Raw genomic sequence first — 15317 nt, 5'->3', positions numbered from 1 at the left:
CGAGCAACCCATGACCTGGAGCACCCGTGAGCTGGCCGAGCTCGCGGAGACCACGGTGAAGACGGTGCGCTACTACCACGAGATCGGCCTGCTCGACGAGCCCGACCGCGAACCCAATGGATACAAACGATACGAGGTCCGCCACCTGACGCGGCTTCTGCAGATCAGACGACTGACCGGGCTGGGCGTGCCGCTCACGCAGATCGCCGCGATGGAGACCGGCGCCGAAGGTCAGGCCTCGATCTTCCGGACCATCGACGCCGAACTGGAGGCGACGGTGGAGCGACTCCAGCACATCCGGAGGGTGCTGGCCACGCTGTCCGAGCCGGGCGCGGCGACGGACGTGCCGACCGCGTTCAGCGGCGTCGCGGAGCACCTGCGCGGCAACGATCGCGCGCTCCTCATGATCTACGCCCAGCTGTTCTCCGATGAGTCGATGGACGCCGTACGCCGGACCCTGGAGGCGCGCCCCAACGTCGCACTCGACGAGGAGTTCCGCGACCTGCCCGAGGACGCCGACGACACCACACGGCAGGCCCTCGCCGAGCAGCTCGCACCGTTCATCGACGGAGCGACTTCCGATCACCCGGTCACGCTGGAACTCAAGGCCTCCGCGCCGCGGCAGGCCCGAGCCGCCCTCGGCCACGCTCTCGAAGCCCTCTACAACCGCGCCCAGCTCGACGTGCTGCGCCGGGCACAGATGATCAGCGCGGTGTCCCGGGGGAAACCGGTCGCGTAGGGGCCACCGCTGCGTGCCGGATCCCCCCAAGGCCGACGGATGAGCCACAAGATCGGCTTCTTCGGATCGGCCGCATGGACCTGCCACGGGAAGAGATCGTGCACTGTCGACGCTCACCGCACCGGCGGCCGCGACCGGCGCCGTAGACATCCGGCCGCGACTCGATCGCCTCATGCGGCCCTACCCGGCGGGCTTAACGGAGGCCACCCCGGTCAGGGGATGAGGGCGACCTCGGGGAAGCGGGCGTCGGGGCCGTCGAACAGGCGGGTCGGCCGGCCGCGCAGGTGCAGGTCGAAGAAGGCCCCGACGTAGGCGCGCTGGGCCGCCACCGAACGGCCCGGATCGATCGTGCCCACGAAGTCCGCGAGCGGCACCGTGGGCAGCTTGGCCGCGATCTGCGGCAGCAGTGGTTGCAGGTCGGTGAACGAGCCGTGGGCCGCGCCCGTGAAGCGCAGCTCCCGCTTCCAGCCGGTCGAGGCCCGCCAGAACGACTTCCAGCTCGGCTCGCCGTCCCGTGTCTGGGTTTCCGCCGCCAGTTGCAGGAACGGCTTGGTCACGCCACGGGTGGCCACGGGGCCGACGTAGGCGCCGTCGAGGTTGACGCCCGCGTCCACACGGGCGTCGTCTCGGGACAACTGGGCGGCGACCGACCCGCCCAGCGACTGGCCCAGCACCCCCACCCGCGAGACGTCCGGCGCGCCGAGCATGCCCCGGGGCAGCCCGCCGCCGATCGGGCGGCCCTGGGCCAGGGTGGTGACCTGGTCCAGGACGTGGCGCAGGTCGGCCAGGCGGGCCCGCGAGTGTTCGGCCAGCAGCTTCTCGATGACCTTGGGCGTCAGCTTCGTGGGCAGCGGCAGGGCGCGCACGAGGCGGCGGCCGGGGAACTCCACCTGGTCGGCCTCGTAGGTGTGGTCGACGGTGACGACCAGGTAGCCGCGCGAGGCCAGGTCCTCGACCAGGGCGGTGCCCAGCGTGCGTGGCCCGCCGTCGCCCGAGCCGAACAGCACCACCGGCAGCCGGCCCGCACGCCGCTCGACCGGCGCGCCCACCCGGGCATGGGTGCGGGTGCCGGCCCAGTCGACCGCGCCCTTGGGCACGCCCAGGGGCGGCGCCGAACGGCGATCCCAGTCGGCGGCGGCCAGCGGCGCCATGTGCGGCGCGACCGGCCCGCCGCCGCTCGCCGGGTACCACAGGCTGACCATCAGCTCCCGGTACGGCCGGGCCGCCACCAGCGGATCGGGCCGCGAGCGGTCGACCAGCCGCAGGGCCACGGTCCCGACCGGATATCGGCCGCCGGGCGCGGGCAGGCGCACGCCGATCGGCGTCCCGGCGTCGGCCGAGGCGGCGGGCGGGGAAACCGGGGTCAGCGAGACCGCCAGAGCCAGCACGGCCACCCCTGCGACATTCGTGATGAAGGACATGCGAATGAGGCTGGCAGCCCGGCCTGCCCACGGACGAGCGGCGGAGGTCGCGTCCGCGCGTGCGACTTTCGGATGACGGTCGTCCTCGCGGAGGAGCGGGAGCGAACCCGCACGCCAATTAGGGTGAATCGCATGAAAGCAGGCGACCGTCTCCGAGGGTCGGCAGTCCCCGCGGACGCGCTCCTGGCCGCCGCGCTGTTCCTGACCACGCTCGGACCCGGCCAGGTGCCGTCCGGCCCCCCGTGGCTGCTCGCGCTCCAGACGGCGCTGGTGGCCCCGCTCGCCTGGAGACGGCGCGCCCCGATGGCGGTCCTGGGCGCGATCGGCGTCGCCGCCGCCGTCCAGTGGGGGCTGGACGTGCAACTGCCCGCCGACGCCTCCCTGCTGGTGGCCCTGTACACGGTCGCCGCGCACCGCCCGTGGCGGCACACCCTGTTCGCGGCGCTCGCCCTGGAGGCCGGGGTGCTGCTGGCCGCCGCCCGCTGGGCACCGCCGGGCCGGTTCCCCTTCACGGTGGCCGCGCTGACCGCGATGGCCGCCGCCGCCCTCATGGCCGGTCTGTGGACGCGGGCACGGCGGGCGTACGTGACCTCCCTGGAGCGCGACCGCGAGCAGCGGGCCCGGCTGGCCGTCGCCGGGGAACGCGCGCGGATGACCCGCGACATGCACGACATCGTCACCCACAACCTCTCGGTCATGGTCGCGCTGGCCGACAGCGCCGGCCACGTCCGCCACAGCGCGCCCGGCCAGGCCGCCGTGGCGCTGGAGCACATCGCCGCGACCGGACGCCAGGCCCTGGAGGACATGCGCCGCGCCCTGAACCCGTCCGACGCCGTCTCGGACGAGCTGCTTCAGCCCGCCCCCGGAATAGCCGAACTCGGCCCGCTGGCCGAGCGCATGCGCGCGACCGGCCTGACGACGCGCGTCCGGACGACCGGCGACACCGGCGCGGTGCCCGCCGCCGCCCAGCTCACGATCTACCGGCTGGTCCAGGAGGCGCTGACCAACACGCTGCGGCACGCGCCCGGGGCCCGCGCCGAGGTGCGGATCGACGTGTCACCGGGCCGGGCCGAGGTCGAGGTGACCGACGTCCTCGGCACCCCGGCGTCGGGGACCCGCGACGGGCGCGGGATCACCGGCATGCGCGAACGGGTGGCCGCCTACGGCGGCACTCTGGACGCCGGGCCGGTGACGGGCGGCGGATGGCGGGTGCTGGCCGTGCTGGACCTCGGAGCGCCGCGATGATCCGGCTGCTGGTCGCCGACGACGAGTCGCTGCTGCGGATGGCCTTCCGCATGGTCTTCGACGCCGAGCCGGACATGGAGGTGGCGGGCGAGGCGGCCGACGGCGAGCGGGCGGCCCTGCTCGCGCGGCGATTGCGCCCGGACGTGGTGCTGATGGACGTGCGCATGCCCGGCATGGACGGCATCGAGGCCACCCGCCGGATCGTGCGCGACAGCCCGCGCTCGCCCGTGCTCGTCCTGACCACCTTCGACCTGGACGAGTACGCCTTCGCCGCGCTGAAGGCCGGAGCGGCCGGGTTCCTGCCGAAGAACGCCCGGCCGGAGGAACTGCTGAGCGCGATCCGCGCGGTCGCGGCGGGGGAGGCCGCGCTGTCGCCGAGGGTCACCCGCCGCGTGCTGGAGCGCTTCGCGCCGCAGATGACGCCGCCGCCTGCCCTGCGCGACGACCGGCTGGCACGGCTGACCGCACGCGAGCACGACGTGCTGGCGCAGGTGGCGCGCGGCCTGTCCAACGCCGAGGTCGCCGCGGCGTTGCGGCTGGCCGAGGCGACGGTCAAGACGCACCTGAGCCGCGTCCTGGTCAAGCTCGGCCTGCGTGACCGCGCCCAGGTGGTGGTCTTCGCCTACGAGAGCGGCCTCGTCCGCCCCGCCGCCGACCCGCCGGAGGCCTGACCGAGGACGTCGGCGAAGGGCCGGGTCACCTCAGGAGTCGAGCACAGCGGCGATGGCTTCGATCTCCACGAGCTGGTCTTCATAACCCAGCACTGTGACGCCCATCAACGTGCTGGGAACGTCGTGATCGCCGAAGAAGGCCCGGACCACCTTCCAGACGGTCCCCAGGTCCTGCTGCCTGCTGGACGCCACGAGAACCCTGGTGCTGATGATGTCATGCAGGGATGCACCGGAGTCGGTCAGGGCGGTCTGCATGTTCTCGAGAGCCTTCGCCGCCTGACCTGCGTAGTCTCCAACCGCCGCCGTGGATCCGTCCGTGTTCAGCGGGCAGGCCCCGGCAAGGAAGATCAGGCGAGATCCGGCAGGTGCCGTGGCCGCGTAGGCGTACTCGGCGATGTCGGACAAGGAGGACGAACGGATCAACGTAACTGCACGGCCCATGGTCGTTCCCCTTCGAATCAGGCAAGAACGGGGCCACGATGTCAAAGGATCTTTCGTTACGCCACAGGTTATCCGGCCTGGGAGCATTGTCGCCGAGCCTGCCGTTCAGCCGGTTCGGCGCGGTTTGAGTCCTTCTTGTGGTGGGGGAGGAGAGCGCATGCCTCCCGGTGGCCAGGACGCGTCCCCCGTCGTGGTGGGTTGCGTGGCGGCGATTCTTCTAGCCGGGTAGAGCGCCCGTGCGTACTGCGTGCGTCGCTCGCGCCGAGCGTCGCGGCAGTTTCGGAGTCTCAGCCCTGGGATCGTGAGCACGGTAGATGAACGGGCGATCAGGCCGCGCGAAGGCGGCCTGATCGTTTCGCTCGTGTCTCCGGCAGTGGTCAAGCCTGTCTGCGGGCGCGCCTCGGGCCTTCCTTCGACGCGGCGACCCGCGGTGCCCGCACCCTTGCCGGCGTTGCCGGCTTCTCGGCTGGCTTATCCCTCTTGGCGGCGGCTTTGGCCCGTGCCGCGATCAGCGTGCCAACCCCGATCGCGGCCGCGATCGGCCATTCGATCACACCGACAGCGGCCAGCGCGCCCAGTCCGCCGTAGTAGACGACCTGCTCCACCGACCTCGACCTCACGGCCCGCCGCATGGCGTGACCTGCCTCCTCCTTGTCCAGGTGCGGAAGATGCATGTGCGGCTGGTGCACCTGAAGGCTGACCATCGGCAGGTCGAGCCTGAGCATGTCGTCCTGCTCCTCCGCCACCGAGGTCTTTTCGGTAGGCCCCTTCACAGGCCGGTTCTTGGTTTCGGTGACAGTCATAGCCCTCTCTTTCCCCATCGATTCCCCATCGCCTCAGCACCCTCCCGTCGTCGTGACGGAGAGCACTTGCGGGGTAACCCGTTCGACCAACCGCTGCGAGGATCGCCGTACTCACGGCGTCCCGCTCTGCGGCGGTTCGGGAACCTCGACTTCGCGTCGTTCCCGCCTGGGCCGGAGGGAAGCATGCAGCGGTAACTCTTGAGGTCGTATATGCCGAAATGTCGGGTTCCAGTGACCCGGGCAAGCCTCGAACTGTTGAGGAAGGCGGGCCTCGTGCTCGGCGGCGACATCGGGGAGATCGTCCGCCCGCCGGGTTCCCCTTCGCCGGGCCGGCGGAGCGCGGCCCGGTCGACCTGGTCACCGACAGTGCCGCGTCGGGCGCCGAGCGTGCGAAGGTTTCCCGCGGACTGGGCATCCACCTGGGACATCTAGACTCCAGACGCCACCTCTGGCCGACTGTTCGGCTACCGGCCCGGCGGGCCGGCCGACCAAGAGGTCATCAGAAGTTCATTGAACGGACAGCGGTATGACGCCCATGTCCTTGAAGGTGGACTGTAGGAAGAAATAACACTTTTTGTCGCTGGAGGTACCCAATGTCCGGTTTCCTTGGTTCGATGCTCGCCAAGGCGGCGGTCTTCGCGATCGAGGCGCTCGTCGCCCACCTGGTACAGGTTGTGATCCAGACCGCCACGCGGCGGTTCTCCACGCGGCAGGGATTCGCGACCGCCTGAAGCCGCCCCCGCTCAGATGGCGATTGGCCGGGTGCCCACGTGGCACTGTCGCGAGTTCCCATCCCTCACCCGGACACGATGTCCGCTTCAAGGGCATGGGTGACCAGTGTCATTATTGTGCTAACTCCGGATGATCCGCGAGGTAGAGCGCCTCGCATGCCCTAGCATCAGAGCCTGAATTATCCCCCCGTACGAAGATACTGGCGCCTTGGGGGATCGCGGCATGTACGGGCGGATACTGGCTTTGGCCACCGGAATGCTTAGATGCCTGCCGGTTCCCGAGCTGGTCCGGTGCGAGGCGGACAGGGCTGACGCGAGGGTGGATTCCCCGGTCGCCCCGAGTTGGCGGCGCGGGCGGCGTAGCTGGCGGGCCGGAGCGAATGGCCTGTGCGTCGAAGTACGGGGACTTCACCTGTCCGGCAAGGAGGCCGCGGCCGACGCCCTCGAACAGGACCTCATGGCGACCGACGGGGTGACGCGGACCGAGGTCAACCGGGCTCTGGGATACGTGTTCATAGCGGGTGAGGCACTCGACGAAGACACACTGGTCGCGTTGGTCGAGGCGGTGGAGCGCAAGCACGATCTGGACGGCACGCCGTACGCCAGCGCGGTGACACTGCCGGACGTGCCGACGGTGATGCTCGGATTCGGGGTACGGCTGGCCGGGCTGGGCATGTCGGCGGCCGGCCGACTGGCGGGAGTACGCGGGCTACCCCCGGTCGTGGCGATGCTGGTCACCCTGGCCGACTCCTACCCGTGGCTGCGGAGCGTGGTGGAGCGGCGGCTCGGGGAGCCCGCCACTGACGCCCTCTTCGGGATTTCGACCACGATCGCCAACGTGCTGTCGTTCCGCCCGGTGGGCCAGTTGATCGACACCGCCTCCGCCGGTCTGCTGCTGGCCGAGTCCCGTGCCCACAACCACGCCTGGGCCAGGGCCGCCACCGGCACGGCCACGCACCGATCCGCGCCGTGCGAGCGGCTCAGCCGGCCGGCTCCGCTTCCGCCGGGTCCGATCGAGCGCTACTGCGACCAGGCCATTCCGGTCGCGGTGGGGGCGTACGGGCTGACCGCCATCCTCGCCCGCACTCCGGAGCGTGACCAGGCCCTCCTGGTGGCGGCCGCGCCGAAGGCCGCGCGGCTGGGCCGGGAGGCCTTCGGCGCCGAACTCGGCCGGGGCCTGGCCGAGCGTGACGTGCTGGTGTTCGACCCGCGGGCGCTGCGCCGCATGGACCGGATCGACACCGTGGTCATCGACGCCGACGCGCTGCTGACCGGGCGCTGGACGATCCACCACGTCGACGTGACCGGCGAACTCGGCTCGAACGAGGATCCCGCGGAGGCGCACGCGATCGTCCACGAACTGGTCGATCCGGCCGATCCATGGCAACGGCGCGAGCAGGCGGCCTGGGCCATCGAGCCGAGCCCCACGGGCGACGGTACGCTCACGGTCACCCGGGACGGGCGCCCCGTCGCCCAGGTGATTATGATCGCCGAGCTGCATCCCCTGGCCAGGCCGCTGATCGAGGCGGCCGAATCGGCGGGGACCGTCCTGCTGGCCGGCGGACCCCCGGACGCGGGGGAGCGCCTCGGCGTGACCGGCACCGTCGCGGGCGGCAGACGGCTCGCCGCGGAGGTGCGCGCGCTGCAGGCCGAGGGGCATGGCGTGGCGGTCGCCTCCGCCTCCGGCAGAGCGGCGCTGGCCGCCGCGGATTTCGGCGTCGGCATCGGCTCGGCGGAGCGCAAACGGTGGACCGCCGATGTGAGCTGCGACCTGTCCGGGGCGGTGCTGCTGCTCGGCGCGATCGGCGCGGCCCGGCAGAACAGCAGGCGCAGTGCGCAGCTCGCGTTCGCCGGCTCGTCCTGCGCGGCACTGCTGGCCGTGGCGGTGCCCCAGGGCGTACGCACCGCCTTCGTGTCGGTCAACCTGGCGGCGGTGATCGCCGCCGGGGCGGGTGTCTGGGCGGCCCGGTCGGTGCTCCGCCGTCCCGCGCCGATCCCGTATGACGCCACCGCCTGGCACGCCATGCCGGTACGGGCCGTGCTCAACCGATTGACCACGACCCCCGACGGGCTGCCCGACGGCGAGGCCGAACGCCGCCGGGTCGTCGCCCCTTCCGCCGACGGCTCTCCACGGCTGTTGAGGGTGTTCATCGAGGAACTGGCCAATCCGCTCACTCCGATCCTGGCAGCCGGCGCGGCCGTCTCGGCCCTGGTGGGCTCGGCGGCCGACGCCGCGCTCATCGGCGGCGTGCTCGGGATGAACGCGCTGATCGGCGGTGTGCAGCGGCAGGGCGCCGACCGCGCGCTCCACGATCTGCTGACCACCACCGCCATACGGGCACGACTACGCCGCGCGGGCCAGGTGCGGGAGACGGCCGCGGACCAACTGGTCCCCGGGGACGTGATCGAGCTGGCGGCGGGCGACGCCGTACCGGCCGACTGCCGGCTGATCGAGGCCGACAACCTGGAGGTCGACGAGTCCTCCCTCACCGGGGAGTCGCTGCCGGTGCCCAAGACCGCCCAGCCGGTGGCCGCCGAAGCCGTGGCCGACCGGCATTCCATGGTGTACCAGGGGACGGTCGTCGCGGCCGGATCCGGGGTCTGCGTGGTCGTGGCCACCGGGGCGGCGACCGAGGCCGGACGCAGCGCCCGGACGGCCGCGGACGGTCCGCCGGTCGGGGGCGTGGAAGCCCGGCTGCGCGAGCTCACCCGTCTCGTTCTGCCGTTGTCGGTCGGCGCCGGAGGCGTGCTGATCCTGCTGGACCTGCTGCGCGGTCGTCCGGTCGGCGCGTCGCTCGGGCAGGCGGTGAGCCTGGCGGTGGCCGCCGTGCCCGAAGGACTGCCGTTCGTCGCCACGGCGGCCGAACTGGCGTCGGCGAAACGCCTGTCCAAGCGCGGGGTGCTGGTGCGCAACCCCGGCACGATCGAGACGCTGGGCCGGGTGGACGTGCTCTGCTTCGACAAGACCGGCACTCTCACCGAGGGACGCATCCGGCTGCGCCAGGTCGGCGACGGGCGGGTCCATGAGCCGATCACCCGGCTCACCCCGGAGCTGCGCCGCGTGCTGGTCACCGCCGTACGCGCCTGCCCGGCGGCCGGCGACGTGCTGCCGCACCCGACCGACCGGGCGGTGGTGGACGGCGCGGCGCGCGCCGGGATCGGCACCGCCGCCGACAACGGCGCCTGGCGACTGGTCGATGAGATGCCGTTCGAGCCCGGACGCGGCTACCACGCCACCCTCGGCCGGGTACCCGACGGGCAGGTGCTGAGTGTGAAGGGCGCACCCGAGATCGTGCTGGAGCGGTGCGCGCGCTGGCTGATCGACGGCACGGAGGTCCCGCTCGACGAGAAGACGCGTGCGGAGGTCTACCAGAGGGTGGACCGGCTCGCGCGTCAGGGCTACCGGGTGCTCGCGGTCGCCGAGCGCCCCGCGTCCGACCGCCGCGACCTGGACGAGGCACGCGTCGACGGGCTGACCCTGCTCGGGGTGCTGGGCCTGGCCGATCCGGTCCGGGCGACCGCCGCCCCCGGGGTGGCCCGCCTGCAGCAGGCCGGGGTATGGCCCGTCATCATCACCGGGGACCATCCCAGCACCGCCGAGGCGATCGCGGCCGAGCTCAACATCCTCAACAGCGGGCGGATCGTGACCGGCGCCGAACTCGACGCCATGGACGACCAGGCACTGGCGGAGGTGCTGCCGAGGGTCGCGGTGTTCGCCCGGGTCACCCCCGCCCACAAGGTGCGCATCGTCAAGGCGTTCCGCGACGGCGGCCGGGTGGTGGCGGTCACCGGCGACGGCGCCAACGACGCCCCGGCCATCCGACTCGCCGACGTGGGCATCGCACTCGGCGCCGAGGCGACCCCGGCCGCCCGCGGCGCGGCCGACGTGGTGCTCACCGACGACCGGATCGAGACCATCACCGACGCGATCGCCGAGGGCCGCGCCATGTGGACCTCGGTACGCGACGCCCTGGCCATCCTGCTCGGCGGCAACCTCGGCGAGGTCGCCTACACCGTCGGCGCCGCCGGTACGCTGGGCGGCGCGGCCACCCTCAACGCCCGCCAGTTGTTGCTGGTCAACCTACTCACCGACATGCTGCCCGCGATGGCGGTGGCGGTACGGCCCCCGGCCGGGACCACTGCCGAGCAGTTGCTCGCCGAGGGGCCCGAGGCGTCCCTGGGCAAGCTGCTGGGCCGCGACATCATGCTCCGCGCGGGCGTCACCGCCGCGGCCGCCACCACCGCCGCGCTGATCGACGGCCTGACCGGCCCACGGTGGAACATCAGCACCGTCGCCCTCGTCTCGCTGGTGTCGGCGCAGCTGATGCAGACGATGGCGGTCAGCCGCGGCGACCGCACCGTCCTGGCGGCGGCCGCCGTCTCGCTGGCCGCCCTCGGGCTGATCGTCTCCATCCCGGGCGTGAGCAACGTGTTCGGCTGCCGTCCGCTCGGTCCCAAGGGATGGGTGATCGCCATCGGCTGCGCCGCGGCCGCCACCGCCGTCGGCCTGCTGCTGTCGCGTACCCGGCAGAGCGGCGCCCCGCTCGGCGAACTGCGGTCCGCCGCTCTCACCTCCGGCTGACGATCGGCGTCTCGATGCCGTCCCCCAGCCGGGCCAGGCCGAAGTAGGCGCCGTGCGCCTCCCCGGCGACGGCCGCGGGGCCTCTCGACGCGTATCCCGCGATGGCGCGCTGACCTGCGAGATGAACTCGATCACCCAGATGATCACCGCGCCCGGCCACTCGACGGTGCCGGCTGCGGCAGGGTGCCGCCGACCCATGGTGCCTTGCGCCCGGTCGTGAAAGTTTCCCGTCCCGGGGGCGCGGCGGGCGGTATACGCGCAGATCGGCGAGCGGGCACGCGCCCGACGATTGCCCCGGACGCCGTCGGCGCTTTCGATGGGGATGAGCCGGTAGCCCCCTCCCGCCCCGGAGCGTGCGATGCCCAAGCATCCGTCCTCGGCACTCTCCATCGTCCTTTGCGCCGTGATCGCCGCCACGGCGCTCGTCGTGACCCAGCCTGCCGCCGCGGGCGCGGTGACGGGCGGGTTCGACTTCTCCCGGGCACAGGTGGCCACTGTGGGGCTGCGGGTGCCCTGGGGCATGGCCTTCCTCCCCGACGGCAGCGCGCTCGTCTCCGAACGCGACACCGCGACCATCGCGCGGGTGCGTCCCGGCTCCTCGCCCGTCCAGGTGGCCACGGTCCCGAACGTGTACCCCGGAGGTGAGGGGGGCCTGCTCGGCATCGTGCTCTCTCCCACGTTCGCGCAGGACCAGTTTGTCTACGCGTACATCAGCTCCGCCTCCGACAACCGGGTGGTCCGGTTCCGGCTCGGCGCTCCGTCGAGCCAGCAGGTGATCCTCGCCGGCATCCCCCGGGGCCAGTCGCGCAACGGCGGGCGCATCGCGTTCGGCCCCGACGGCATGCTGTACGTGGCCACGGGCGACGCGGGCTACCCCGCGTACGCCCAGAGTACGAACCTCGGCGGCAAGATCCTGCGCGTCACCCGCGACGGCGCGGTCCCCTCGGGCAACCCGTTCTCCGGCTCACCGGTCTACAGCTACGGCCACAGCAATGTTCAGGGGCTCGCCTGGGACGAGGCCGGCCGGCTGTACGCCACCGAATTCGGCCAGAACTCCACAGACGAGATCAACTACATCCGGCCGGGTCACAACTACGGCTGGCCCGCCTGCGAGGGCATGTGCAGCAGCCCGAGCTACACGAACCCCCTGGTGACCTGGAGCGATACCGAGGCGTCCCCCAGCGGCCTGGCGTACGCCAACAACACGCTCTTCGCCGCGGCCCTCGCCGGTAAGCGCCTGTGGACGGTGCCGGTCAGCGGCGGCAACAGGGTGGGCACTCCGGTTGCCGAGCTGCAAGAACAGCTGGGCCGGCTGCGCACCGTGGCGGTCGGTCCGGACGGCTGGCTCTGGGTGGCGACGAGCAACCGCGACGGCAGGGGGACGGCGGGCCCCGGCGACGACTTGATCATCCGGATCCCGCCCGTCGGCCCATCCGGCCCGTCGCCCTCACCGTCCGGCCCGGGGGTCTCCCCGTCGGCCGGCCCGTCGCCGGGCGGCCCCTCGCCGTGCCCCTCTCCTGCGTTCACCCCTTCGCCGTCACCGTCACCGTCGCCCAGCCCTTCGCCGTCGCCCAGTCCCTCGCCGTCACCCAGTCCCTCGCCCTCACCTAGTCCCTCGCCGTCGCCGTCGCCCAGCCCTTCGCCGTCACCCAGCCCACCGCCCTCGCCTAGCCCATCACCGTGCCCTTCACCAACGCCCAGCCCCTCACCCTCACCCAGTCCCTCGCCCTCACCCAGCCCCTCGCCGTCGCCGTCGCCCAGTCCGTCGCCGTCCGCGGGTACGCGTTCCTGCGAAGCGACGATCCGGTTCTTTCTCCAGTGGACGACGGCCTCCTGGGGCGAACTCACGGTGCGCAACACGGGAACGTCGCCCATCACCTCGTGGACCGTCAGCTTCAAGGTTCCCAACGGGCTGACCTACCTGCAGTTGAACGGCTACAACCTGCCGGGAGCCACGGTGACCGTCACCCAGAACGCCGTACTGCCGCCGGGCAGTTCGGTGACGGTGCCATTCGCGATCGGCTGGTCCGGCGGCACTGTCGCGGCTCCGTCGCCCATCACCTGCACGGCCAGGTAACGCCTCGGCTACGGGATCCGCCGCGCCCGCCCATCCGGGCTCCTTCCCTCCATGGGGTCCGGCTGCTTCGACAACGCCGTCATCGAGCCCGCCTGGGGTCGCGTGCAGGTCGAACTCCGCACGCCACATCCCCCTGGGAATGCGTAGACCTGTCGAATACGAGTCCAGCAATCCGGCTGCACCCGACACGGACGCTGCCGCGGCAGACCTGGTGACGTCCGCATCTCCGAGGCCGCTCTCGTCGCGGGGGGGCTCAGACGGGCTGAGCCGCGTTTCCGCGTGTCGCGCCACGGTCACGTGGCCGGCGGCGGGAGATCGCGAGCGCGACGACGGTCGCGATGGCGAACAGCACGAGCGCCATGAGGATGTAGAGGGAGACTCCCGTCGCGGAGTTCACCGGCTCGCCGTTGCCGGTGAGTGAGGTAGCCCGGAGGATGCTTCCTCCGATGATGTTGAGGATCACCGCGCCGACACCGAGCATCACCTGGACCAGGGCGGCCACGATGCCCTGTTTCTCCTCGGACACCAGTGTCGTCGACAGATTGAAGCCGGAGGTGATCACGGCCCCGGCGGTGAAGCCGAGGAGTCCGGCGGAGATGACGGCGGGGAGGAAGGCGGAGGTGGAGAACAGCAGCCCGAGTGTGGCGAAGGTGCCGATGACCATTCCGCCGGCGAGTGTGCGGGCCGGGCCGATCCGTCCGGCGAGCCAGCCGGCGAGGATCCCGCCTGTCATGGCGCCGAAGGACGGCACGGCGAAGAGCAGGCCGAGCGCACCCGACGCGCCGGCCAGCCCGTACCCCAGCCCTTCGTCCACGGAGGTCTGGGCGATCAGCCCGACCAGTTGAAGGAGCGCCTGGTAGGCGCCGGCGCCGAGCACGACGACCACCAGGGTGGCGACGACGGGGCGAGTGAGCATCCGCAGATCGATGACGGGTTCGGGCAGGCGCAGCGCCGTCAGGACCCATGCGCCGAGGAGGACGATCCCGACGACGAGCAGGGCGATCATGCCGGCGCTCAGCCAGCCCAGGTCATGGCCCAGGCTGATGTACGCCAGGATGCCCGCGAGGCCCGCTCCGAGGAGAACGGCGCCGGTGACGTCCACGCGGCTTCTCACCGTGACCGGCGACTCGGGCAAGAAGACACGGACGGTCAGCGCGGCGAAGAACGCGAGCACGGCGGAGACGACGAAGACCGAGCGGAAACCGTACGCGGCCACGACGATCTCGAAGAGGAAGGGCGAGACGATGCCAAGGACCGCGGAGCCAGAGGTGACGATGCCGACGGACGTCATGCTGACGCGAGGCGGGAAGACCTGGCGGATGAACACGACGGTGATGAACACGGAGCCGACGGCGGCGCCTTGGATCACGCGGCCGGCCAGGAAGATCCCGATGTTGGGGGACAGGAGGCAGACCAGCGCGCCGACGCCGCCCACGAGTAGTGCGAGCACGAGCATTCGGCGTTTGCCGAAGACATCGGCGCTCTTGCCGAGGAGCGGCGCCCACATCGCGCCGGCGAGGATCGCACTGGCGTTGAGCCACGCGCTCTGGTCGGTCCCGAAGAACTCCGACATCTGCGGCAGCACGAGCAATGGTGCGACGATGACCGTGTCAACCAGCGTGTTGGCGACGATTAGGATGGTGATCCACCAGATGATCCGACCGCTCCACCCGCTGCCTGAAGTCTCGGTATCGGAGGGGGTCGCGGGAGTCTGAGTCATGGCCACTTCCCTGAATCTGAGATTCCGGACATTGTCGGCCTGCCCGGCCGGCACCCCTAGCGATTGCAGGAAAATGGCTGTGGTCGGCGACTCGACGCGTGAAGCTGCCGCGATGAAGCGTCTTGCGAACGTTTCGGTCGACATCGTCTCATGATCGTCCGGTCACTACGATCGGGAGTCGCCGACGAGACGCGGAGGGAGAGTCATCGATGCGGCCGTACCGGTCGGCCGGAAACGCAGGTGGGCCGGATCCGCGTCGATGCGACGAGAATGAGCGCAGAACCACAACCGGCACGCCGGCCGGGGGGCCGCACGCGGCTGGTCAGCGAGCGTCTGTGGGCGGCCACGCTCGAGATCCTGGCCGAGAAGGGGGTTGACGGCCTCCAGTACGAGGACCTCGCCGCGCGAGCACAGGTCGCTCGGGCGACGGTCTACCGACGCTGGCCGAATCGAGGGGACCTGTTCCGCGACATACTCGCGCGGTTCGCGGAGACCTTCGTCCCCCTCCGCGACTCCGGTGACATCCACGACGATCTGGTCGCGTTCGTCCATGCCTTCGCCGAGGCCTCCGCCACTCCGGAAGGTCGCGCGGTCCTGCAGATCCTGATGCGGAGGGCCGAGGAGAGCGACGGCCTGCGCGAGATAGGCCTGGAACTCCTTGAGCGGCGCACGGATGACCTGCAACGCCGGCTCGACGCGGCGGCGGCCCTTGGTCAGCTTCCGGCCGTCGACGCGCGTTTCGTGAACATGATGCTCGCCGGACCTGTGCAGTGGTTCCTCGTCCGCCGGACTCGGCCATTCGTCAGAGACGACGCGGACAAGATCGTCGCCATCGTCCTCGCCGGTTTGCGGCATGGAGATGCCGCGTAGGTCTCGAAATCTTCGCG

General features: G+C 71.6%; 11 protein-coding genes. 7 read left to right on the top strand and 4 right to left on the bottom strand.

What is annotated here, in order from left to right:
- The first annotated feature begins 10 nt into the window (after positions 1–10).
- Positions 11–739 (top strand): helix-turn-helix domain-containing protein, encoded by a 729-nt coding sequence (locus AW273_RS25875; protein WP_062353243.1) that lies wholly within the window; start codon positions 11–13, stop codon positions 737–739.
- Between the two features lie 212 nt (positions 740–951).
- On the opposite strand, the gene AW273_RS25870 is transcribed toward AW273_RS25875, so the two are convergent.
- Positions 952–2160, bottom strand: coding sequence for an alpha/beta hydrolase family protein (locus AW273_RS25870; protein WP_062353240.1), 1209 nt, complete (start codon positions 2158–2160; stop codon positions 952–954).
- A gap of 132 nt (positions 2161–2292) precedes the next feature.
- Between AW273_RS25870 and AW273_RS25865 the strand changes: the two genes are divergently transcribed.
- Together AW273_RS25865 and AW273_RS25860 are read left to right on the top strand one after the other, a co-directional pair.
- Entirely contained in the window at positions 2293–3405 is a 1113-nt protein-coding gene (locus AW273_RS25865; protein ID WP_062353237.1) for a sensor histidine kinase, read from the top strand.
- A complete protein-coding gene (locus AW273_RS25860; protein WP_062353234.1) occupies positions 3402–4076 on the top strand; it encodes a response regulator transcription factor in 675 nt (224 codons plus the stop codon). The genes AW273_RS25865 and AW273_RS25860 overlap by 4 nt, the downstream gene beginning before the upstream one ends.
- A 30-nt stretch (positions 4077–4106) precedes the next feature.
- Here the strand turns inward: AW273_RS25860 and AW273_RS25855 are convergent, their stop codons facing one another.
- Both AW273_RS25855 and AW273_RS37475 read right to left on the bottom strand, forming a co-directional pair.
- Positions 4107–4517 carry a RidA family protein gene (locus AW273_RS25855; RefSeq protein ID WP_062353231.1) on the bottom strand — a complete coding sequence of 137 codons (411 nt, stop codon included), beginning with the start codon at positions 4515–4517 and terminating at the stop codon, positions 4107–4109.
- 377 nt (positions 4518–4894) lie between these two features.
- On the bottom strand, positions 4895–5320 hold the full coding sequence (locus AW273_RS37475) for a hypothetical protein (protein WP_062353227.1): 426 nt from the start codon (positions 5318–5320) through the stop codon (positions 4895–4897).
- Between the two features lie 593 nt (positions 5321–5913).
- Between AW273_RS37475 and AW273_RS38120 the strand changes: the two genes are divergently transcribed.
- From AW273_RS38120 to AW273_RS37470, 3 genes are all read left to right on the top strand, one after another.
- Positions 5914–6051, top strand: a complete 138-nt coding sequence (locus AW273_RS38120; RefSeq protein ID WP_198168355.1) for a hypothetical protein — start codon at positions 5914–5916, stop codon at positions 6049–6051.
- A gap of 319 nt (positions 6052–6370) precedes the next feature.
- Positions 6371–10633 (top strand): cation-translocating P-type ATPase, encoded by a 4263-nt coding sequence (locus AW273_RS25845; protein WP_157556144.1) that lies wholly within the window; start codon positions 6371–6373, stop codon positions 10631–10633.
- A 358-nt stretch (positions 10634–10991) separates the two neighbouring features.
- Positions 10992–12710 (top strand): PQQ-dependent sugar dehydrogenase, encoded by a 1719-nt coding sequence (locus AW273_RS37470; RefSeq protein ID WP_063910098.1) that lies wholly within the window; start codon positions 10992–10994, stop codon positions 12708–12710.
- A 253-nt stretch (positions 12711–12963) separates the two neighbouring features.
- On the opposite strand, the gene AW273_RS25835 is transcribed toward AW273_RS37470, so the two are convergent.
- Positions 12964–14574, bottom strand: coding sequence for an MFS transporter (locus AW273_RS25835; RefSeq protein WP_232327592.1), 1611 nt, complete (start codon positions 14572–14574; stop codon positions 12964–12966).
- Positions 14575–14670: 96 nt separating this feature from the next.
- On the opposite strand from AW273_RS25835, the gene AW273_RS25830 reads away from it, so the two are divergent.
- Positions 14671–15300, top strand: coding sequence for a TetR/AcrR family transcriptional regulator (locus tag AW273_RS25830; protein ID WP_062353218.1), 630 nt, complete (start codon positions 14671–14673; stop codon positions 15298–15300).
- Positions 15301–15317 lie beyond the last annotated feature (17 nt).

The organism is Herbidospora yilanensis (assembly GCF_001570565.1).
GTDB classification, from domain to species: Bacteria; Actinomycetota; Actinomycetes; order Streptosporangiales; family Streptosporangiaceae; genus Herbidospora; species Herbidospora yilanensis.
This window is presented reverse-complemented; position numbering and strand designations above follow the sequence as displayed.

Coding starts and splice junctions, on each gene's coding strand:
- AW273_RS25875 (WP_062353243.1), top strand. CDS start 11: ATGACCTGGAGCACCCGTGAGCTGGCCGAGCTCGCGGAGACCACGGTG.
- AW273_RS25870 (WP_062353240.1), bottom strand. CDS start 2,160: ATGTCCTTCATCACGAATGTCGCAGGGGTGGCCGTGCTGGCTCTGGCG.
- AW273_RS25865 (WP_062353237.1), top strand. CDS start 2,293: ATGAAAGCAGGCGACCGTCTCCGAGGGTCGGCAGTCCCCGCGGACGCG.
- AW273_RS25860 (WP_062353234.1), top strand. CDS start 3,402: ATGATCCGGCTGCTGGTCGCCGACGACGAGTCGCTGCTGCGGATGGCC.
- AW273_RS25855 (WP_062353231.1), bottom strand. CDS start 4,517: ATGGGCCGTGCAGTTACGTTGATCCGTTCGTCCTCCTTGTCCGACATC.
- AW273_RS37475 (WP_062353227.1), bottom strand. CDS start 5,320: ATGACTGTCACCGAAACCAAGAACCGGCCTGTGAAGGGGCCTACCGAA.
- AW273_RS38120 (WP_198168355.1), top strand. CDS start 5,914: ATGTCCGGTTTCCTTGGTTCGATGCTCGCCAAGGCGGCGGTCTTCGCG.
- AW273_RS37470 (WP_063910098.1), top strand. CDS start 10,992: ATGCCCAAGCATCCGTCCTCGGCACTCTCCATCGTCCTTTGCGCCGTG.
- AW273_RS25835 (WP_232327592.1), bottom strand. CDS start 14,574: ATGTCGACCGAAACGTTCGCAAGACGCTTCATCGCGGCAGCTTCACGC.